Origin of the sequence: Actinoplanes sp. NPDC049316 (assembly GCF_040677315.1) — a bacterium.
Taxonomy (GTDB): domain Bacteria; phylum Actinomycetota; class Actinomycetes; order Mycobacteriales; family Micromonosporaceae; genus Actinoplanes.
The window spans coordinates 288,648-308,032 of sequence record NZ_JBFAQM010000004.1; the positions used below are offsets into that span (position 1 = coordinate 288,648).

The window sequence follows — 19,385 nt, forward strand, 5'->3', positions numbered from 1 at the left end:
TCTAGGGTTCTGCCATGAGCGCTGAACGATTCATCATGGCCGAGGCGCGCGTGCTGGAACGCCGCCTCTACGAGACCTGTGTGCACGGCGCGGCGCCCGGCGGCGTGGTCGAGGCGCTGCGGGCGTACCGCAACGGCGACGGCGGCTTCGGGTACGGCTTGGAGCCGGACAAGCGAGCCCCGGACAGCCTCCCGCTCGACGTGGAGACGGCCTTCCGCACCCTCGCCGCCGCCGGGGTGACCGCCGCCGACCCGGCTGCCGCGGAGCTGATCGGTCCGGCGTGCGGTTTCCTCGCCGGGGTCGCCGACGAGCGAGGCGCCGTCTCGCTGGCCGCGCCCGTCATCGAGGGCTATCCGCGGGCCGGGCACATGACCGACTGGACGTACGTGCCGGGCGTCAACCCCACCGCGGGGCTCGCCGGGCTGCTGTACCAGCTGGGCTTCGACCACCCGTGGCGCGCCGCGGCGACCGCGTACTGCTGGGCCGAGCTGGAGGCCGGCACGCTGCCCGACGACGTGCACGCGCTGTCCGAGGTGCTCGGTTTCCTCGAACACGTGCCGGACCGGGACCGCGCCGGCCGGCACGCCCACCGCGTCGGCGAGATGATCAAGAAGACGGCGATGTTCCACCTCGAGCCCGGCACCCCCGGGTACGGCATGACGCCGCTGCAGATCGCTCCGGAACCCGCGTCGCCGTGGCGGGCTTTGTTCACCGGCGAGCAGATCGAGGGGCATCTCGACCGCCTCGTGGCCGACCAGCGGGAGGACGGCGGCTGGCCGATCACCTGGGATCCGCCGAGCACGGCCGCGCGGCAGGAATGGCGGGGCATCGTCACCGTGGCGGCGGTGCGCACGCTCGCCGCGTACGGTCGATCGCCCGCACGGCCGTGACCACGCACGAAGCGGGGCCCGGCGCACGAAACGCCGGGCCCCGCAGCCGATCCGGGCCGGTCAGCCGGCCAGCGCCGGCCGGCGCAGCACCCGCCGCACCGCGCCGCGCACCGGCGGCAGCCAGCGGACCAGCTCGGCCGTCCGCCGGTTCGAGCCGTACGCCAGCAGCGTGAGGAACACGCCGTACACGGGCAGGTGGCCGAGCAGTTCGGTGCCCCCGAAGAGCAGCAGCGTGGCGTTGAACGGGATGCCCGCGACCAGCACCGCCACCTGGGGCAGCGCGCCGGAGATCACCAGCAGGCCGAACAGCAGCTCGGTGACGCCGGCGATCGCGACGAAGTGGTCGACCGGCAGGTGGATGCCGGCCAGCGCGAACACGTCGAGCTGCGGGAACATCGCCACGGTCTCGCGGGCCAGGGCCGGGTTGGCGAGTTTCTCGGCGAACGCCAGCGTGATCAGCGCACCGCCGGCGCCCAGGCGCAGGGCGAGCAAGGCCCGGCGCAGCGTGACGGCGTCCGGCTCGACCCGGCCGAAGGTGGCGTCCGACGGCGGCACGAAGGCCAGGAACACGGCGACGCCGAGCAGGTCCATGGCCGACAGCAGGCCTACCGGGCCGGTGACGAGCAGCGCGAGCGGGCCGGCGAACGCCAGCAGCAGGGCCGCCGGGCGCAGCCGGATGCCGGTGATGAACCAGACGCCCAGCGCGCCCTCGAGCAGCAGGATCGCCGAGCCGCCCGCGAGGTGCTCGACCTCCAGGTCGTGGGTGAGGAAGTGCCCGGAGACGGCCGCCGCGAGCAGCGAGACGCCCAGGTGGATGGCGAGCAGGCGCGGCACGTACGGCACCAGCCGGCCGACGAACCCGAGCCGGGGCAGCTCCGGGGTGGGCAGGAAGCGCACGGCCGCGTACCGCCAGGCCGCCGTGACCAGCACGACGGTGACGATCAGCGCGAAGGTGACCGGCCGCAGCACGAACGACCAGTCGCCCGGGTAGCCGTCCGGGTCGGGCACGAACCACTTCTCGTGCGCGGAGGCCGGCTCCGCGGCTGCCAGCAGGGTGGCGACGGCCGCACCCAGCACCGCGCCGGTCCGCTTGATCGTGGTCCGCATGTCTTCACTCCTTGATCGGTTCCGTCGTCATTCCTACGGCGTGACGAGGCGTCGATCGAGGGTTCGGCGGGCTTTCGGGACCTTGGTCCCGCCACTTCAGGACCAGTGCTGATCAGGCCGCAGGCCCGGTGGAGCGTCAGTCGGTGGGCTCGGTGGCGCCGGCCTCCGGCTCGTCGGTCAGCTCGGGGCCGGGGCGCACGTCCACCCCGGTGGGCAGCTCGGGCGCGTCGGCCCGGTCGGCCAGGGTCTCGTCCGGCTCGGCGGGTGGTTCCTGCTCGGTGCTCATGGTCGCTGCTTACCCGCCCGTGAGGCGGCGAAGCGCAGCATCGGCCAGTAGATCCGGGTCGCGTCGGCCACGACGGCGAAGTGCGAGGACGCGTTGTCATCCAGGTACGTCGTCGCGATCGTCACCTCGTCGATCGGGTTGCCCAGCCGTGCCGCCTCCAGCAGCACGTTCATCTCGTACTCGAAGCGCTCCCCCGGCACCGACCCGAGCCGGCCGAGCATCGCGCCGGGGTAACCGCGCAGCCCGGTCTGGGTGTCCGTCACGATCCGGCCGGTGACGGCCTGGAACAGCAGGCAGGTGAGGGTGTTGCCGACGCGGCTGCGCAGCGGCATCCCGGCGAACCGGCGGACGCCGAGCACCATCCGCCCGGTCTCGCGGACCCGGTCGGCGACCCGGCACACCTCATCGGCCCGGTGCTGCCCGTCGGCGTCGGCGCAGACCACGTCCTCACCCGGGTACGCCTCCGCGATGTGCCGGAAGCCGGTCTTGAGCGCGGCGCCCTTGCCCCGGTTCACCGGGTGCCGCAGCACGGTGCAGCCCCGCTCCGCGGCCCGGTCCAGCACAGCGGCCGCCGCCGGGTCGCTGCCGTCGTCCACGATGACGACGCGCGCCGCGTCCAACTCGTCGACGAGGCTGAGCAGAGTTTCTCCCGGCTGGTAGACCGGCAGCAGAACGACCATCGGCGGACCCATCGTCGGCGGAAACGGATTGCGGGTCCTATACCCGGCCGCCCAGCACGGAACGCGTCAGATCCGTCACCTCATCGGGGGTCGCGCGCCGCAGCCGCAGCCGCTCGGCACGCCGCAGCCACGCGACCATGTGCCGCTCCCGCCGCCGCAGCGCCGCCGGGTCGCGGGCGCCGGCCAGGAAGACCCGGACGGCGGCGCGGGCCAGGCGTTCCCCTCGCGCCGCGCCGTCGGCTCCGCCGGTCACGGGTACGTCGAGCAGCGCGCTCCCCGGCAGCCCGAGCACCTTCCCGGCCAGGTAGCGGATCCGCGGCAGATGCCACGGGTGCGACACCAGCCCCAGCGGCCGCGCGGGGTCGAACGCGTACCCGCTGAGCAGGCCGTCCTCGACCGTGTGCAGCAGATTCTCCAGCGTGCTGCGCGACCTCGTCTCGGCGCGCAGATCCGCCCACCGGCCGAGGCCCAGCGACCGGGCCGCGGCGAGCATGAGATCGCCCTCCCGGCTGCCCACGGGCGGCTCCGGCGCGCCCTCGCACGCCTCGGCCCAGCCACCGCTGAAGATCACCGGAACGGCCCGCGACCACGCACCGTGATGCCGCTCGACGTAACCGGCGGCGGCCCGCACCCGGGCCAGGCTGGCGGGGGTGAGCGCGTACCGGCCGGTGGCACAGGTGACGCCCCGCCCGAAGACGAGCAGGGCGGCGGCGGTCGGCGGGGTCATGACCTTCCTATCGTCTCGCTAAGCTCCGACCGTACCCCCGCTTCCGCCGAGGGCGGACCCACCCGCCCCCCGGGATGGCTGATCGAGGTGGCACCAACGGGGATCACCAATGAAGACTCGGCTCGTCGTGCTCGCGTCCGTACCGTTGACCGGGCTGGCGCTCGTCACCGGATGCACCCCGGCCGCCTCCTCCGCCTCCCCCGCGGCCACCGCGCACCGCTTCCGCGGCTCCGGCAACCTCGTCGACATCGAAGCGCGGCGCCGCTCCGGCCGCCGCTCCGGCCGCCTCGCCGACGTCGGACGGCGGGGACGGCGGGATGCTGGCCGGGCTCGGGACCGACGCCGACTGAAAGAAGCTCGTCACGCCGTGCCCGCACGACGGGCAGCAGCCGGTCGTCCAGCAGGTCGTGCCGGCCGACGTCACCGGCGACGGCATGGACGACGCCCTGGTGGCGCGCAGCTGCGAGGCGCGGACGTCGTACTACCCGTCCACGGTGGAGGTCTTCGACGGCGCGTCGCAGTCCACCCACCCGCGGCGGCTGGCGACGCTGCTCCGGGAGGTCGGCCCGGCGGACCAGCCGTGGATCACGAAGCTGCGGGTGACCGGCCGGCAGGTCGTCATCGAGGCGAACGGCACGGACAGCCGGGACGACAACGCCTGCCCGAGCGTGTCGTTCACCTATCGCTACCGCTACAGCAGCGACGGCTTCCAGCGCGTGGGCCGCGACGCGGCAACGCGAACGAGTGCCTGCCGGTCGGCTGAAAACACTTGAGTGTCCACCCGGTGGAAGGCCGACACTTCCGGCATGGACGATCTCACCATCGGACAGCTCGCTGAGCGCGCCGACGTTCCCGTACGCACCATCCGCTTCTCTGGTCGGACGCCGGCATCCTGCCGCCGTCCGGCCGCTCCGAGGGTGGCTACCGCCTGTACGGCCCCGAGGCCGCCGCCCGCCTCGACCTCGTCCGTACGCTGCGCGAACTCGGCGTCGGCCTCGACGACATCGCCGAGATCCTCGGCGCCCGCACCACGGTCGCCACCATCGCGGCCCGGCACGTGACGGCCCTGGACGCGCAGATCAGGGCCCTGCGCCTGAACCGGGCGGTCCTGTCCACCGTCGCGAGACGCGGCTCCTCCGCCGAGGAGACGACCCTGCTCAACCGGCTCGCCCGGCTCCCCGTCGCCGACCGCGCCACCCTCATCGAGGACTTCATGCGCGAGGTGGCCGCCGGCCTGGACGCCCGCCCCGACATCGGCGAACGCCTGCGCCGCTCCCCCGTCGAACTCCCGGAGAACCCGACCGCGACCCAGGTGGACGCCTGGCTCGACCTGGCGGACATGATCCAGGACCCGGACTTCCGAGCCCGCATGCGCACGATGATGGAGATCACCGTCCCGGGCCGCCCGGCCGGCGCCGGCATCTGGTTCGCCCGCCACGTCACGGAGGTCATCGCGGACGCCCGCGGCCGCGGCGTGGACCCGCACAGCCCGGAAGCGGACGAGGTGCTGGACCGGCTCTTCCCGGGCGCGGACCGGGCGGAGGTGCTGCGCTGCCTGGAAGCGGGCCTGGCCGCGGACGCGGAAAGATTCCGGCATTTGCTGCGCACGGTCCGCGGACACGAGCCGCTGCCGTCACGCCTGCCGGAGCTCACCTGGCTGGCCCAGGCCCTGCGAGTCAGCCCTCGATGACACCGATTTCCCCGCGCACCGCGTCGACTTCTTCCGGGCTGCAGACCAGCACCACCTGGAACGGGACAGGATGCGCACGACCGCTGAGCATGGGATTCGCCCACTCGGCGGCCGCCCGGCGCAACGTGGAGAACAGCAGCCGGCGCTGCCGCCGATCGCCACCGAGGGCCCGCTCCGCGTGGTCGATCAGGATCAGGTACCGGTCAGCGGTGTGCCAGCCGAGATCGCGGAGGCAATCCGACAGGGCATCCCAGTTCCACCCGAAGTAGTCGGGAAACCGGAATGCCTCGTAGAAACCCAGGAACACGCTGTCCTCGTCCGGCAGCGCCGCGCCGTCGAGCCGGGCGACCGCAATGGTTCCGCTTCGCGGGAAGACGTCGAGCAGCGACTCTTTGGCTTGCTCGTCGACCACGGTGAGGTGGTTGTCGGTGACATCCCAGAACGCAGAACCGGTCACGGGTCAATCCTCGATGACCGGGTTGCAGGGCGACAGGAAGGGGTCCGCCCGCTCGGTGAGGAGACCACGGGCCAGGACGCGCACCCGGAACATGCCGGGCCCCGGCGGCATCGGCATCTCGTCCGCCCGGTCGTGCACCAGGCCGTACGAGCCCGGCAGGACCCGGGCGATCAGGCCGAGGAGGTCGTCGAGGAAGCGGCCCTCGTCCCGGATCCGGTTGACGAACCCCGTCGCGGTGAGAAAGTACTGACCGTTGAGCCGCCGCACGGCGAAGACGGCATCCGGCCAGTCCGCCCGGCCGACGAATGCACGCACCTCCGCCACGCCGCGTTCCAGCAGATCGTCGTCGTCCTCGTACGGCGACTGCGCCAGCCCTATCCAGGCGTGGAACTCGTGCACAGTTCTCCCATGAACGTCGACGTCGGCCGCGCGGGTGGTCGATGGTGGCCGACCTGGCGCAGAGCCGCCGCGACGGGGTCGTCAATCATGTGGGCGGCGAGAGGAAGAGGGGGTTTGCGGCCCATCCCGTGAGTGCCTCCGCGTCGGGACCGACTGCGAGGGACGGACCTCCAGGTACGCATTCCGGCCAGAACTCGTGGAACCACCGCTGTTCCGCTGTGTGCAAATGGGACCAGTGCTCCCGGATCAAGCACGTCACGCGCTCCCGTCGTCCCGGCACGCCGAGGTGACGTCCTAGGTAGCAGGCGGCCTTCAGCACTGTCGATTGCAGCGAGAGTCTTCCACACCAGCCCGTACGGCGGGGTAGGGGTTTGCTCTCGAATGTCCGCTGCGAGAAGGTCGAAGGTTGACCAGGGCGACCAGCGCGCCGCAGCGCCGGTCGGTGCTCTCCGTGGCCGCGTTGCCTGTCATCCCTCTGCCTTCACATCCGGCGGGTGGTTCTGCTAGCTGGGGACGTACGCTACCGGCGGTTCGGGGCGGAGGCGGAGTGCTGCTCGTTCGGCTCGGCGTTTGGCTGGGGCGAGGCGGTGGCGGGTTGCGCTCAGGCCGTACCTGATCATTCCGGCCGGGCGGGTGCGGCCCGTGCCCGTGATCTGGTAGCCGCAGGCGCGTAAGCGGCTGCCCAGCGCCGTCTCGCAGAGGGCGATCTCCTCCTTCGTCAGGCGGGTCCGCCAGCTTTCGACGCGCTGCGTGGTGACCGGTTCGTGGGTGTGTTCGTGCCAGGTCTTGAAGGCCGGGACCGCCACGTCCGCGACCTCCGAGGGCCGGGTCATGGCCGGGTCGTAGTCCTCGGCGAGGAAGGCGCAGATCCCGGTGAGCTCGCGGGTGGGGTCGGCGACGAGGTCTTCGTAGCGCAGCGAGTGCCATTGGGCCGGTGGGAGGCGGCGGGCCGCGCGGCCGGCCTCGTCGATCGCTCGGGCCCAGGCCGCGATCGTGCCGGGGACGTCCTCCTTGTGCCAGGTCATCTCCTTGAGGGAGGCGACGCAGGCGCGGCCGTCGCGGATCACGTTGATGATCTGGGCGTCGGGGAAGAGGCGGAGGATCGCGTCCAGGTTCTGCAGGTACGCCGGGCGTTTGTCGCCCCAGCGGGCTTTGCCGAAGCGGCCGGCGTACGCCTGGAAGACGGTCGCGAAGGCCGCACCGAGCGTGCCCGGTCCCGTGGTGATCCGGTGGATCGTTTCCTCGGCGTCCAGGCCGAGGTCGGCGAAGCGGGTCTGCTCGCGGCCGGTGATCCAGTGGGCGAGGCGGCGACGGGCGGCCTCGCGGGTCAGGTCGCCGAAGTCGCGGCGCCGGCGGTACGCCTCGAGGACGAAGCGGGTTTCGGGTGGGACGGCGATGCGCGGGTGGGCGTGCAGCATGAGCTGCAGCATCGTCGTGCCGGAGCGGGGGCAGCCGACGACGAAGACGGGACGGGCGGCGGTCATGATCACCTCCGGTGGGCCTCGGCTCACCGGAGGTAACTTACGGATGTCGACCGGCAAAGTGAAGAAGCGGGCCGGAGCCGAAGCTCCGGCCCGCTTGCTGTCACGGGGCCGGGTACTCGGTCACGTAGACCGGCTGGCCCACCTTGGTGGTGTCCGCCGGGCCACCGACGCCGTTCACGACGTTGTCGATGGTGCCCGCGCTCAGGTTCACCGTCATGATGTGGTGCAGCTTGACGCCCGGGCGGTTCGGGACCTCGAAGCCGTTGGCGGTGTGGATGGACGGGTTGTTCTGGTTGAAGACGTACACGCCCGCGCCGTACAGGGTGTGGGTGCGTACCTTGTTGCCGACCTTGTAGCCCGCGTAGCCCTCGACCGAGCCGTTCATCCAGTCGGCCTGCGTCGGCGGGTCGTACGGGAGCTCGTTCTGGTAGAGGATCGTCGTGCCCTTGTCGCCGTTCCAGACGGTGTTGTACTTCTGGAAGTGCTCGACGAACAGGCCCGTCGCGGTCACGTTGTCGCCGTTGATGACGGCGCCGTAGCGGCCGGTGTTGGTGCGCCAGCGATCGGTGTCGCCGTTGACGCCCTCGGTGAAGCCCTCGACGCCGTGGTCGGCGCGCCACACCCAGGTGTGGTCGATGAGCACGTTGTCGCTGTTCACCTCGAGCGCGGTGTCGGTCTTGCCGACGTGCGGGCCGCCGACGCGGAAGTACACGTCGGACAGCGTGGTGGGGTTGGTGGGCGAGCTGATCTTCAGGCCGTGGCGGTTACCCACGCGCAGCAGCGTCTTCGACTCCTTGGTGCCGGCGTCGATCGTGACGCCCGCGACCACCACGCCGGGCACGTCCGCCACGGTCAGCGGCGTGGCGCCGTTCACCGCGGTGAGCGTGGCGTGGCCGATGCCGAGCACGACCTGGTTGGGCCGCCACACCTTGATGCTGCTGCCGACGTTGTAGACACCCGGGGTGAGCAGCAGATTCTTGCCCAGCGCCAGGGCGGCGTTGATCAGGCCGACCGGGGTGGACGGCCTGGCGACGAAGAAGTCGCTGATCGGCAGCGTACGGCCCGCGGTGATGTCCTCGTCCCACGAGGCGCCGCTGGTGTTGCGGTGCGCCGACGGCACGCGGACGTTGTACTTGCCCTTCGCGTCCACGAACAGGTACGGCTTCTCCCGGCTGAGCGGGGTCTTCTCGACCGTCGTGTACGGCGGGTTCGGGAACGCCGAGTCGTCCGGTGCGCCCTCGACGCCGGAGAAGACCTGGTTCCACACGCCGTTGGACCAGTTCTTCACCGTGCTGTTGCGGGTGATCCACTGCTGCTGCGACCCGTTGACGACCTCGGGCATGTTCGAGTCGGCGATGAAGCCGCCGCTGGCGTACTGCGGGCCGGCGGTGCAGTAGTCCATCAGCGACAGCGTGCCGCCGGTGATGTCGAGCCGGCGCAGCGACACGGCCTGCGACACGGCCCAGAAGTTGGCCGTGCTGCGGCAGCCGTCCTGGCCGGCGGCGTTGACGTTGATCGTCAGGTTGGACAGGGTGCGCCAGAAGTTGACCAGCGCGAGGCAGTTGCTCGTGCCACCGTCGGCGAGGCAGCGGTTGTAGACCTCCACCTTGCCGTTGATGACCACATCCTTCGGCGAGGCGCCGAGGCCGGAGATCTCGGTGTAGTAGCCCACCTTGATCTGCAGCGGCTTCTCCGCCGTGCCGTAGGTGCCGGGCTTGAACAGGTACGCGTAGCGCTCGGTGCCCATCTCGTTGTCGACCTGCTTGGCGTGGGTCGCGTCCAGGGTGGCCTGGATCTGCTCCACCGGCATGCCGGGGTCGAAGACGGTGACATTGGCCCCGAGGTTCGGCACGGCGCTGCCGTACCGGGCCGGCGCGGCGGTGGCGGCCGTGGGGACGCCGGTCAGGGAACCGGCGGTCGCCAGGGCCAGACCGAGGGCGAACATGCGGCCGAGGCGTCGGCGTACCAGCCGGCGATCGGCCAGACGTCCAGCGCCGGCGAGGCGAGTCGTCATGCTCTGGTGGTCCTTTCCGTAACAGGGCTGCAATGAACCAGGTCACAGAAAGCGATAGATGTGGCCGGATGTCAAGTGGGGAAGCGCTCTCTGCCTGCCGCATTCGGGCGTCATCGGGACAACTCGCCTCGGTTCCGGAACCCGCGCTGGCCGAACGGCCCATCCGCGCTCGCCGCAGGCGACGAAAGCGGGATGGGAAAAAGCCGGTGCTCGAACCCGGAAATGGTCGGCGAAATGTCAGTCCATTAAGGAATGACGAACGTGAGCCGAACTCATGTTCGTCATGACATTTGCGACTGTAATGGCGCCCTCTCCGGCTGTCAGGCTTTTCCGTGAACGCCACACCCGTTGCCGGCACCGGCACCGTCGCCCGGTGCAGCTGACCAGCTCTGGCAGGGAGAACCGTGTTCCAGATCGCCTCCGCCATCAGACCCGGCCGCGACACCGGGCGGCCCGCCGATCTTCTCGCGCGCCCCGCGCCGCGGCAGCCCGTACCGGCCCGGCCGGTACGGGCGAACCGGGCCGGGTTCGGCGAGGCCACCACCCTGGTGATGATCGACGTCGGCGCCGTGGCCGCCGTGTCGGCCGCCACCGGCTCGTGGTGGGCCATGACGCTGATCCGCGCCGCCGCCGTTCCGCTCGCGCTGGCCGCCGCCGGTCTGTACCGCCCCCGGCTGCAGTTCGCCGTCCTCGACGACCTCCCGCGCCTCGTGCTCGCGCTGGTGGTCGCCGCGGCCGTCACCGTCTGGCTGCCGTGGCCGGTGCTACCGCCGCTGGACGTCCTCGGCATCATGCTCGCCGCGCTGCTGGCCGGGCGGGTCGCCGGCTACCGGCTGCTGCGCCGGCACCGCCGCCGCTCCCCCGGCCGGGCCGCGATCGTCGTGGGCAGCGGGGACCTGGCCGTCCAGCTCGCCGAGGCGCTGCGGGCGGACCGCTCGTACGGCATCGCGCCGGTCGGCTTCGTCGGCCCGCGCACCCTGACCCGGTCCACCCTCCCGGTCCTCGCGGCGGCCGACGACCTGGAGAAGGCCGTCCTGCGCTACAAGCCGCTGCACCTGATCGTGGCGTTCCCCGCGACCGCCGACGGCGACCTCGTGGCCGCGCTGCGTCGTTGCCGTCGGCACGGCGTCACCGTGCACGTCGTACCGCGGCTGTTCGAGCTGGCCGTCGGCTGCGGCGGCACGGACTCCGTCCGCGGCATCCCACTGGCCCGGCTGCGCCCGGAGCCGGTGCAGATGCGGCGCTGGGCGCTCAAGCGGCTCCTCGACATCTGCGGCGCGGCCGTCGCCCTGGTCCTGCTCGCCCCGGTGTTCCTGCTGTGCGCGCTGGCCGTGAAGATCGAGTCGGGCCGCCACGGGGTGCTGTTCCGCCAGGAGCGCATCGGCCGCGACGGCGAACCGTTCACGATCGTCAAGTTCCGCTCGCTGACGCCGTCGACCGACCTCGAGTCGCAGGTCACCTGGAACATCAACACCGACGCCCGGCTGGGGCCGGTGGGCAAGCTGCTGCGGTTCAGCTCGCTGGACGAGCTCCCCCAGCTGGTCAACGTGCTGCGGGGCAGCATGTCGCTGGTCGGGCCGCGGCCGGAGCGGCCGTACTTCGTCGAGCAGTTCCAGCGCACGTACGCGGGCTACCTCGACCGGCACCGGGTCCCCGCCGGTATCACCGGCTGGGCGCAGATCCACGGCCTGCGCGGCGACACCTCGATCGAGGAGCGCACCCGGTTCGACAACCACTACATCGAGCACTGGTCGCTCGGTCTCGACCTGAAGATCATCCTGCGGACGGTCGGCGCGATGCTCAGCATCCACCGGGACTGACCATGGCCACTGCCCAGATGCACCCCATGGTCGCCGGCGACGGAAGCGCCGCGCGGGGACCGGTACGGCCCAGCATCCTCGTGGCCGGCACGGTGCTGCTGATCTGCGTACCGAGCCGGATCAGCGACGTCTCGGCCTCCGGGCACATCACGGCGGCCGACCTCGGCGCCGGGCTGGTGGTGGCCGTGGTGGCCGCACGCCTGCTCGCCGGCGACCGATCGGTGGCCGGGCGCGGCTGGCTGCCGTTCGGCTTCGCGCTGGCCTCCTTCGCCGCGGCGACCGTGACCGCGAGCGACGTGTCCGCCAGCGTCATCGGGTTCATCCGCTACAGCGAGCTGTTCGTCCTCGTGCCGGTGGCGGTGGCGATGTCCCTGCGCGACCGCCTCGACCTGTTCCTGGTCGCCGGTGCGATCATCACCGTGACGGTCGTCGAGGGCGGCGTCGGCGTGTACCAGTACCTCACCAAGACCGGCGCGTCCTACGCCGGCGAGTACGTCCGCGCGGTCGGCACGTTCGGCGCGGAGCAGGTGATGGCCCTCGCGGCCCTGCTCGGCTACGGGCTCGTCGTGACGCTGGCGCTGGGCCTGGCCCTGCGCGGCCGGGCCCGCCTCGCGCTGCTCGCCGGGGCGACGTTCCTGCTGCTGCCGCTCGGTCTCACGCTGAGCCGGGGCGCGTGGATCGCCACCGCCTGTGCGGTGCTCGTCCTGCTCGTCGTCGCGAACTGGCGGATGGCCGTCGCCCTGGTCGGCGTGGGCGCGCTGGGTTTCGCCGTCCTGACGCTGACGGCCGGCAGCAGCGATCCGGCCTCGGGCACCTTCGACCAGCGGATCACCAGCATCGCGTCGTCGGGCAGCGAGCCGGACCAGTCGGTGCAGGACCGGTACGCGCTCTGGCACGCCGCCACCGCGATCTGGGCCGACCACCCGGTGCTCGGCGTCGGGCTCAAGGACTTCCCGCACTACCGCGACAGCTACGCCTCGGTGGCCCTCTCCGCCGGCAGCGACGTCGGCGACCCCACGACCGGCGTCGGACGCGAGCCGCTGCTCTCGGCCCACAACCAGTACCTGATGGTGCTCAGCGAGCAGGGCACGGTCGGCATCCTCGCCTTCGCCACCCTGCTCGGCACGCTGGCCGCCGGGGCGGTACGCCGCCGGGAGAGCCTGCTGCCACCGCAGGGCCGGCGCTTCCTCGACCTCGCCGCCCCGGCGCTCATGGTGTGGACGCTCGTCGACTTCCTCTACGGCGACATCGGCGGCGGCCCGAGCAGCGTCCTGCTGGCCGTGACCCTCGGGCTGGTGGCCCGGCGCGGCGTCGTCGCACCCCGCCCGCGGCCGGGAGGTACGGCATGACCACCACGGCCCGCCCCACACTGGTCCGCGCCGCGCTGCTGACCATCGTCGTCACGATGGCCGGCTCGGTGCTGGGGCTGGTCCGCGACCTGCTGCTCGCCCGCTTCTTCGGCGCCGACGGCGGCACGGACGCGTTCCTGGTCGCGTGGACCGTGCCGGAGACGGCGTTCGTGCTGGTCGTCGAGGGCGCGATGTCGCTGCTGATGATCCCCGTGTTCAGCCGGGCGCTGGCGCGGCACCGCGCGGCCCGCGAGGTCGTGGCGGCCACACTGCCGCGGATCCTCGTCGTGCTGGTCGTGCTCTCGGGCGCCACGGCCGCCGGCGCGCCCGTGCTGGTCCGCGTCGTCGCCCCCGGGCTGGCCGACCCGGCCCTGGCCGTGACGTGTACGCGACTCACGGCCGTCACCGTGCTGACCTTCGGCATCGCCGGCTACCTCAGCGCGGCGCTGCGGGCGAGCAACGTCTTCGGCGCCCCGGCGGCGATCCACCTGGCGTACAACGTCGGGATCGTCGGTCTGATGTGGACGTTGCACGGGCGGCTCGGAGTCGTCAGCGCCGCCGCGGGGGTCGCGCTGGGCAGCCTGTTCATGGTGCTCGTCCAGGTGCCGAGCTTCCTGCGCCACGTGGGGCTCCCCCGGCGCTGGCGCGGTTCCGCCCCGGCGGTGACGCTCGGTGTGGTCGCCCCGATCGTCGTCTACACGCTGACCCGGCAGGCGCAGGTCTTCGTCGAGCGCTACCTCGGCTCCTCGCTGGCCCCGGGCACGATCTCGTACCTGAACTACGCGCAGAAGGTCGCGCAGATCCCCATGCTCATCGCACTGCTGGTCTGCACGGTCACCTTCCCCACCCTGGCGCGCAACGTCGCCGCGGGTGAGATCCAGCAGGCGCGGCGGCGAGTCGAGACGGATCTGCGTACGGTCGCCGCCCTGATCCTCGTGGCGACCGCGTACCTGGTGGCCTTCGCGCCGCAGATCGTCGCGGTGCTGCTGGAGCACGGCCGGTTCACCGCCGGGGACACGGCCGCCACCGCCGCCGTCATGCGGGTGTACGCGCTGGGCGTCCTCGGTCACGCGATGGTGGGCGTGCTGTCCCGGCCGTTCTTCACCGGCGCGCGGCGCACGTGGTACCCGGCCGTCGCGATGGGCGCCGGGCTCGCGGTGACCGCGGGGCTCGCCGTCGTGGCGGTGCCGTGGCTCGGGGCGTACGCGATCGCGGCGGCCAACGGCATCGGCATCACCACCACCGCCGTCCTGCTGCTCCTGGGCCTGCGCCGGCACATCGTCGCGGTCTCCGTCACCGGCGCGACGGCCCGGCTGGCGGCCGCGGCGGCCGGCGCCGGCGCCGCGGGCTGGCTGGCCGGGCGCGCGATGACGACCTGGGCCGCCCTGCCCACGGCCGTGACGGGGGGCCTGCTGGTGCTGGGCGCGTTCGTGCTGCTGGGCCGGCTCGCCGGAATCGAGGAGCTGAGGAGGTTGCCCCGTGCCCGATGAACTCTCCCCGATGCCGCTGGTCCTGATGTACCACTCGGTCGAGGCGTACGAGGCGGACCCGTACCAGGTGACCGTGCACCCCGGCCGCTTCGACCGGCAGCTGCACTGGCTGCGCCGCCGCGGCCTGCGCGGGGTGGCCATGTGCGAGCTGCTCGAGGCCTGCCGGGCCGGCCGGGCGCGCGGCCTGGTGGGCCTGACCTTCGACGACGGCTACCGCGACTTCCTCACCGAGGTGCTGCCGGCCCTGCGGCGGCACGGCTTCACCGCCACGGTGTTCGTGGTCGCGGGCTCGCTCGGCGGTTACAACGCCTGGGACGAGCCCGGCCCGCGCAAGGAGCTGATGACCGCCGCGGAGGTCCGGCGGGTGGCCGCGGCCGGCATGGAGATCGGCTCGCACAGCCTCTCGCACGTGCACCTCCCGCGGGTCGGCGAGGAGGAGCTCCTGGACCAGGTACGCCACAGCCGGCTCATCCTCACCGAGATCACCGGCAGCGCGGTGACGGGTTTCTGCTACCCGTACGGCGACGCCGGCCCGCGGGAGATCCGTGCGGTGGAGGAGACCGGGTACGACTACGCCTGCGCGGTGCACGTCTCCGGGCCGGCGGGGCGGCACGCCATCCCCCGGACGTTCATCGGCGACCGCGACACCGCGCCGCGGCTCGTCGCGAAGCTCGCCCGGCACCGCCTGACCACCGGCAGGGCCGGCCGATGAGGGTGCTGCACGTGATCACCGGGCTGGCCGCGGGCGGCGCCGAGCACCAGCTGCGGCTGCTGTTGCGGCGGCTGCCGTACGACTGCGAGGTCGCCACGCTGTCGAACCCGGGCGCGGTCGCGGCGGCGATCCGCGCCGACGGCACCAAGGTGCACGAGTTCACGATGTCGAGCAACCGCGACGTGTCCGTGGTGGGCGGGCTGCGCCGGCTGATCCGCTCCGGCGGCTTCGACCTCGTGCACACCCACCTCTACCGGGCCTGCGTGCACGGACGGGTGGCCGCGCGGCTCGCCGGGGTGCCGGTCGTGGCCACCGAGCACTCCCTCGGCGACGGCTACATCGAGGGACGCCGTACGTCCGCGGGTGTCCGCACGCTGTACCTCGCGACCGAGCGGTTGGGCCGCATGACGATCGCCGTCTCGGACACCGTCGCGCGGCGGTTGCGGGCCTGGGGCGTGCCCGCGCACCGGATCGCCGTGATCCCCAACGGCATCGACGCCGCGGAGTTCACCTACGACCCGGTGCTGCGCGCCCGGACCCGGCAGCGGCTCGGGATCCCCCGCGGCGCGGTGGTCATCGGCGGTGTGGGCCGCCTGGAGCCGGCCAAGCGGTTCGACCACCTGATCTGGGCGCTGGGTGAGGTGCCGGGCGCGGTGCTGCTGCTGGTCGGCGACGGCTCGGCGGGGGCGGCGCTGCGCGAGCAGGCCGTCCGGTCGGGCGTCGGCAACCGGGTCGTCTTCACCGGCGCCGTCGGCCACGTCCGCGACGTGCTCTGCGCGATGGACGTGTTCGCCTCCCCGTCCACCCAGGAGACGTTCGGGCTCGCGGTGCTGGAGGCGCTCGCCTGCGGCCTGCCCGCCCTCTACGCGGTCTGCCCGCCGCTGGACGGGGTGCCCGACAGCGGGGCGCAGCGCCTGTCCCGCGACCCGGAGTCGCTGCCCCGCGCGCTGCGCGCGGAGGTGGTGCGGCTCGCCGAGCGCGACGGGGCCCGGCTGCCGGGCCCGCCGATCGCCACCCGGTACGACATCGCCCGGCTCGCCGACTCGGTCAGCCGGCTCTACGAACGCATCGTCCTGAGGCAGCCGGTCGAGAGCAAAGGAACGCAACGGTGAAGTCACGCGAGATCCTGCCGCGGCTCGTCCGCCGCTTCGGGCTGCTGCTCCTGCTGACCGTCGTCGGCGGCGCGGCCGGGGCGGCGTACGCGGCCCTGAAGACACCCGCCTACACGGCCAAGGCGTACGTGGTGGCGATCGGCAACCCCGGCGACTCGATCGCCGCGCTGAACTTCGCGCAGGCGTACGGCCGCATCGCGACCAGCGGGCCGGTCCTCGTGCAGGCGCGGGCCCGGCTCGGCGCCGACGCGTCGGGCCTGGACCGGGTGACCGCGGCGACCTCGCCGGACGCCCCGGTCGTCGAGATCACGGCGACCGGCCCGGACGCCCGGCACACCACGGACGTCGCGAACGCGGTGGCCGGCGCGCTCGCCGACTACGGCAGCCTGCGCAGCTCGGACACCAAGGTCGGCCTGTCGCTGCTGGCCGGCGCGACGGTCCCCGAACGGCCGAGCTCACCGCGACCGCCGCTGGAGCTGGCGGTCGGCGCGGCCGGCGGCCTGCTCATCGGTGGCCTGGGCGCCCTGGCCGGCGTCGGCCGGTCCGCGACGACCTCCGCCGCGGCGCAGACCGCCGAGGAGACCGGGACGCCCACCGAGACGCAGACCGGGACCGAGCCGGCCCGGTACGAGGCGAAGGTGGAGGACGACGCCGTGGACGTGCCCACCGAGCGTTACACGGGCAAGGCCCTGGTGCAGCAGCCGCCTCCGAAACAGATCACCGCCTACCGGTCGGAGGAGCAGCCTCCGCCGATTCCGGCACAGCGGGTCGTCGGGCGGGCCACCGTCGCGGGAATGGACGACGACGAATGATCACCGTCGGCGAGGACCTGTGGACCGCGGAGACCCGTCGCGGCGACGACGCGCTGGCCGGCCTGCGCCACGAATGGGAGGACCTGTACGCGCGCTGCACCACCGCCGCACCCTTCCAGGCGTACGCGTGGCTCGAGTCCTGGTGCCGCTCGTACGCCGAGCCGGGCGCGCTGCGCGTGACCCTCGTACGCCACCACGGCCGGCTCGTCGCCGCCGCCCCGTTCCAGCTGAGCCGCCGCACGGGAGCCGCGGTGCTGACGCCGCTCGGCGGCGCCCTGGCCGACTTCACCGACGTGCTGGCCGCCGACGACGCCGTGCGGCCCGCGACGCGCATCCTCGCCCGGGCGCTGCTGCTCGACCCGGGCTGGGACGCCGTGGACCTGCCCGAGTCGCGGCCCGGCCCGGCCGGCGCGGCCCTGTGGCAGACGTGGCCGGGGCGCAAGTGGCGGATGCCCGCCTCGCTCTGCTTCGAGCTCACGGCCATGCCGATGGAGGATCTCGTACGCTCCCTGCCCGCCAAGACCCGCAAGACGGTCCGGCGCCGGCTCAACCAGCTGGCGCGTACCGATGTGGACGTGAGCGAGGTGACGCCGGAGCGGGCCGCGCCGGCCGTGGCCGAGCTGCTGCGCCTGCACGAGCTGCAGTGGCGCGGCCGCGGCATCAACGAGCACCACCTCAGCGCGCAGTTCGCCGCGCACCTGACCCGGTCGGTCACCGGCATGCTGAGCGGCGGTCAGGCCGCCCTGTACGAGTACCGCATCGACGGGCGGCTGATGTGCTCGTCGCTGATGCTCATCGGGCGCGACCTGGTCGGCGGTTATCTCTACGGCACCGACCCGGAGCTGCGCGAGCGCGTCGACGTGAGCACGATGCTGATGAACGACACGCTGCCGCTGGCGCACCGGCTGGGGCTGCCGACGATGAGCATGCTGCGCGGGGACGAGCCGTACAAGCTGCGCTGGGAGCCGCGGCTCGCGCTCAACGAGCGGATGGTGCTCGCGCGGCCCGGAAGCGCCCGGGGGCTGGCGTACGGGCTGCGCGTCCGGTCGGCGCGCGCGGCGGTGCAGGCGGCCAAGGAGCACGCGCCCTGGCTGCGCACGGTCCGGGACCGCCTGCGCCGTGGCGCCGGGAGCGCGAGCCACGGAAAGCCCAGCGGCGACAGCGCGAGCCCCGGAGAGCCCGGCGCCGACAGCGCGGGTGCCAGGAAGCCCGGAGGCGACAGCGCGGGTGCCGGGAGCGCGGGATGAGCCCGGCCGTGCTGCACGTCGCCCAGCCGCGCGACGGCGGCGTGGCGCGCTACGTCGTCGCGGCTTGCCGGGACCAGATGGCCCGGGGCTGGCGGGTCGCGGTCGCCTGCCCGGACGGCGGCCGGCTCGCAGCGGACCTCGCGGCGGCCGGCATCCCGCGGCTGCGCTGGCCGGCCGTGCGCAGTCCCGGCCCCGAGTCGCTCGCCGAGGCGCTGCGGCTGCGGGCCCTCGCCCACCAGGTCCGGCCCGACGTCATCCACCTGCACGCCGCCAAGGCCGGGCTGGCGGGCCGGTTGCGCCCACCTCGCAGGGTGCCGATCCTGTTCCAGCCGCACGGCTGGTCCTGGCTCGCCGCGGCCGGGCCGGTCCGGGCCGCCAGCCTGGCGTGGGAGCGGGCCGCCGCGCGCTGGACCGACCTGCTGCTGTGCGTCGGGCACGGCGAGGCCGAGCAGGGCCGCTCGTCCGGCGTCCGCGGCCGGTACGCGGTGGTGCACAACGGTGTGGACCTCGACCACTTCGCCCCCGCGGGTGACGTGGCCCGCGCCGCCGCCCGGGACCGGCTCGGGCTGCCCGGCGCGGCGCCGCTGGCCGTGTGCGTCGGACGGCTGACCCGGCAGAAGGGCCAGGACGTGCTGCTCGCCGCCTGGCCGCTGATCCGCCGGTCCTGCCCCGGCGCCCGGCTCGCACTGGTCGGGAACGGCGATCAGGCGACCGCCCTGCGCGCCCTCGCGACCCCCGGCGTGATGTTCGCGGGCGAGGTGGACGACGTCCGGGACTGGCTCGCCGCGGCCGACGTGGTGGTGCTCCCGTCACGGTGGGAAGGCCTGTCGCTGACCGTGCTGGAGGCGCTCGCCACCGGCCGCAGCGTGGTGGTCAGCGACGTGCCGGGCCTCGGCGACGTCGTGGCGCCCGGGGCCGGCGACCGGGTGCCGCCGGAGGACGCGCCGGCGCTCGCCGCGGCGGTCGCCCGGCGGTTGTCGTCCGGCGCGCTGGCCCGCGAGGAGGGCGAGGCCGCGGCCCGGCACGCCGCCGCCTTCGACGCACGACTGACCTTCGAGCGGCTGGCCGCCCGCACGGCCGCCCTTTCGGACGAGCGGTAGGAGGCCTGG

Annotated in this window: 18 protein-coding genes and 1 pseudogene; 11 read left to right on the top strand and 8 right to left on the bottom strand. The window is 73.3% G+C overall.

What is annotated here, in order from left to right:
* Nucleotides 1–14: 14 nt before the first annotated feature.
* Nucleotides 15–890, top strand: a complete 876-nt coding sequence (locus AB0K03_RS08695) for a hypothetical protein (protein ID WP_364682207.1) — start codon at nucleotides 15–17, stop codon at nucleotides 888–890.
* A 60-nt stretch (nucleotides 891–950) separates the two neighbouring features.
* Here the strand turns inward: AB0K03_RS08695 and AB0K03_RS08700 are convergent, their stop codons facing one another.
* The 4 genes from AB0K03_RS08700 to AB0K03_RS08715 all read right to left on the bottom strand — a co-directional run bounded on the left by AB0K03_RS08700 (nucleotide 951) and on the right by AB0K03_RS08715 (nucleotide 3,690).
* Entirely contained in the window at nucleotides 951–1,997 is a 1,047-nt protein-coding gene (locus tag AB0K03_RS08700; protein ID WP_364682208.1) for a hypothetical protein, read from the bottom strand.
* Nucleotides 1,998–2,133: 136 nt separating this feature from the next.
* Nucleotides 2,134–2,283: a hypothetical protein gene (locus tag AB0K03_RS08705; protein ID WP_364682210.1), complete on the bottom strand. Its 150-nt coding sequence runs from the start codon at nucleotides 2,281–2,283 to the stop codon at nucleotides 2,134–2,136.
* A complete protein-coding gene (locus AB0K03_RS08710) occupies nucleotides 2,280–2,963 on the bottom strand; it encodes a glycosyltransferase family 2 protein (protein WP_364682212.1) in 684 nt (227 codons plus the stop codon). Before AB0K03_RS08710 ends, AB0K03_RS08705 begins: the two co-directional genes overlap by 4 nt.
* Nucleotides 2,964–3,000: 37 nt before the next feature.
* A complete protein-coding gene (locus AB0K03_RS08715) occupies nucleotides 3,001–3,690 on the bottom strand; it encodes a YdcF family protein (protein WP_364682214.1) in 690 nt (229 codons plus the stop codon).
* Nucleotides 3,691–4,097: 407 nt separating this feature from the next.
* Between AB0K03_RS08715 and AB0K03_RS08720 the strand changes: the two genes are divergently transcribed.
* Entirely contained in the window at nucleotides 4,098–4,463 is a 366-nt protein-coding gene (locus AB0K03_RS08720; RefSeq protein WP_364682216.1) for a hypothetical protein, read from the top strand.
* A gap of 113 nt (nucleotides 4,464–4,576) precedes the next feature.
* Nucleotides 4,577–5,380, top strand: a pseudogene (locus AB0K03_RS08725) (MerR family DNA-binding protein); the annotation flags it as partial.
* Here AB0K03_RS08725 and AB0K03_RS08730 read toward each other — a convergent pair.
* The 4 genes from AB0K03_RS08730 to AB0K03_RS08745 all read right to left on the bottom strand — a co-directional run bounded on the left by AB0K03_RS08730 (nucleotide 5,367) and on the right by AB0K03_RS08745 (nucleotide 9,665).
* A complete protein-coding gene (locus AB0K03_RS08730; protein ID WP_364682218.1) occupies nucleotides 5,367–5,837 on the bottom strand; it encodes a barstar family protein in 471 nt (156 codons plus the stop codon). The pseudogene AB0K03_RS08725 and the gene AB0K03_RS08730 overlap by 14 nt on opposite strands.
* A 3-nt stretch (nucleotides 5,838–5,840) precedes the next feature.
* Nucleotides 5,841–6,236, bottom strand: coding sequence for an Imm7 family immunity protein (locus AB0K03_RS08735; RefSeq protein WP_364682220.1), 396 nt, complete (start codon nucleotides 6,234–6,236; stop codon nucleotides 5,841–5,843).
* Nucleotides 6,237–6,739: 503 nt separating this feature from the next.
* A complete protein-coding gene (locus tag AB0K03_RS08740) occupies nucleotides 6,740–7,747 on the bottom strand; it encodes a sulfotransferase (RefSeq protein ID WP_364682221.1) in 1,008 nt (335 codons plus the stop codon).
* 73 nt (nucleotides 7,748–7,820) lie between these two features.
* Nucleotides 7,821–9,665, bottom strand: a complete 1,845-nt coding sequence (locus AB0K03_RS08745; RefSeq protein ID WP_364682450.1) for an adenylyl cyclase — start codon at nucleotides 9,663–9,665, stop codon at nucleotides 7,821–7,823.
* A gap of 473 nt (nucleotides 9,666–10,138) precedes the next feature.
* On the opposite strand from AB0K03_RS08745, the gene AB0K03_RS08750 reads away from it, so the two are divergent.
* Genes AB0K03_RS08750 through AB0K03_RS08785 form a run of 8 tightly spaced genes read left to right on the top strand, consistent with a single transcriptional unit; the run spans nucleotide 10,139 to nucleotide 19,376 of the window.
* Nucleotides 10,139–11,554: a sugar transferase gene (locus AB0K03_RS08750; RefSeq protein ID WP_364682223.1), complete on the top strand. Its 1,416-nt coding sequence runs from the start codon at nucleotides 10,139–10,141 to the stop codon at nucleotides 11,552–11,554.
* A gap of 2 nt (nucleotides 11,555–11,556) precedes the next feature.
* Entirely contained in the window at nucleotides 11,557–12,903 is a 1,347-nt protein-coding gene (locus AB0K03_RS08755) for an O-antigen ligase family protein (protein ID WP_364682225.1), read from the top strand.
* The gene (locus AB0K03_RS08760) at nucleotides 12,900–14,393 is read left to right on the top strand and encodes a lipid II flippase MurJ (RefSeq protein WP_364682226.1); all 1,494 of its coding nucleotides are present in this window, start codon (nucleotides 12,900–12,902) and stop codon (nucleotides 14,391–14,393) included. Before AB0K03_RS08755 ends, AB0K03_RS08760 begins: the two co-directional genes overlap by 4 nt.
* A complete protein-coding gene (locus tag AB0K03_RS08765; RefSeq protein WP_364682228.1) occupies nucleotides 14,383–15,105 on the top strand; it encodes a polysaccharide deacetylase family protein in 723 nt (240 codons plus the stop codon). The genes AB0K03_RS08760 and AB0K03_RS08765 overlap by 11 nt, the downstream gene beginning before the upstream one ends.
* Complete coding sequence (locus AB0K03_RS08770; protein ID WP_364682229.1) at nucleotides 15,102–16,217, top strand: glycosyltransferase; 1,116 nt, start codon at nucleotides 15,102–15,104, stop codon at nucleotides 16,215–16,217. The genes AB0K03_RS08765 and AB0K03_RS08770 overlap by 4 nt, the downstream gene beginning before the upstream one ends.
* Nucleotides 16,214–17,029 carry a Wzz/FepE/Etk N-terminal domain-containing protein gene (locus AB0K03_RS08775; RefSeq protein WP_364682231.1) on the top strand — a complete coding sequence of 272 codons (816 nt, stop codon included), beginning with the start codon at nucleotides 16,214–16,216 and terminating at the stop codon, nucleotides 17,027–17,029. The genes AB0K03_RS08770 and AB0K03_RS08775 overlap by 4 nt, the downstream gene beginning before the upstream one ends.
* Nucleotides 17,026–18,276, top strand: a complete 1,251-nt coding sequence (locus AB0K03_RS08780) for a GNAT family N-acetyltransferase (protein ID WP_364682233.1) — start codon at nucleotides 17,026–17,028, stop codon at nucleotides 18,274–18,276. The genes AB0K03_RS08775 and AB0K03_RS08780 overlap by 4 nt, the downstream gene beginning before the upstream one ends.
* Nucleotides 18,273–19,376: a glycosyltransferase gene (locus tag AB0K03_RS08785; protein WP_364682235.1), complete on the top strand. Its 1,104-nt coding sequence runs from the start codon at nucleotides 18,273–18,275 to the stop codon at nucleotides 19,374–19,376. The genes AB0K03_RS08780 and AB0K03_RS08785 overlap by 4 nt, the downstream gene beginning before the upstream one ends.
* Nucleotides 19,377–19,385: the final 9 nt, after the last annotated feature.

What these genes read in the sequence shown, in the direction of transcription:
- AB0K03_RS08760 (WP_364682226.1), top strand. Translation starts at nt 12,900, where the DNA reads ATGACCACCACGGCCCGCCCCACACTGGTCCGCGCCGCGCTGCTGACC.
- AB0K03_RS08755 (WP_364682225.1), top strand. Translation starts at nt 11,557, where the DNA reads ATGGCCACTGCCCAGATGCACCCCATGGTCGCCGGCGACGGAAGCGCC.
- AB0K03_RS08695 (WP_364682207.1), top strand. Translation starts at nt 15, where the DNA reads ATGAGCGCTGAACGATTCATCATGGCCGAGGCGCGCGTGCTGGAACGC.
- AB0K03_RS08780 (WP_364682233.1), top strand. Translation starts at nt 17,026, where the DNA reads ATGATCACCGTCGGCGAGGACCTGTGGACCGCGGAGACCCGTCGCGGC.
- AB0K03_RS08785 (WP_364682235.1), top strand. Translation starts at nt 18,273, where the DNA reads ATGAGCCCGGCCGTGCTGCACGTCGCCCAGCCGCGCGACGGCGGCGTG.
- AB0K03_RS08705 (WP_364682210.1), bottom strand. Translation starts at nt 2,283, where the DNA reads ATGAGCACCGAGCAGGAACCACCCGCCGAGCCGGACGAGACCCTGGCC.
- AB0K03_RS08710 (WP_364682212.1), bottom strand. Translation starts at nt 2,963, where the DNA reads ATGGTCGTTCTGCTGCCGGTCTACCAGCCGGGAGAAACTCTGCTCAGC.
- AB0K03_RS08700 (WP_364682208.1), bottom strand. Translation starts at nt 1,997, where the DNA reads ATGCGGACCACGATCAAGCGGACCGGCGCGGTGCTGGGTGCGGCCGTC.
- AB0K03_RS08715 (WP_364682214.1), bottom strand. Translation starts at nt 3,690, where the DNA reads ATGACCCCGCCGACCGCCGCCGCCCTGCTCGTCTTCGGGCGGGGCGTC.
- AB0K03_RS08770 (WP_364682229.1), top strand. Translation starts at nt 15,102, where the DNA reads ATGAGGGTGCTGCACGTGATCACCGGGCTGGCCGCGGGCGGCGCCGAG.
- AB0K03_RS08745 (WP_364682450.1), bottom strand. Translation starts at nt 9,665, where the DNA reads ATGTTCGCCCTCGGTCTGGCCCTGGCGACCGCCGGTTCCCTGACCGGC.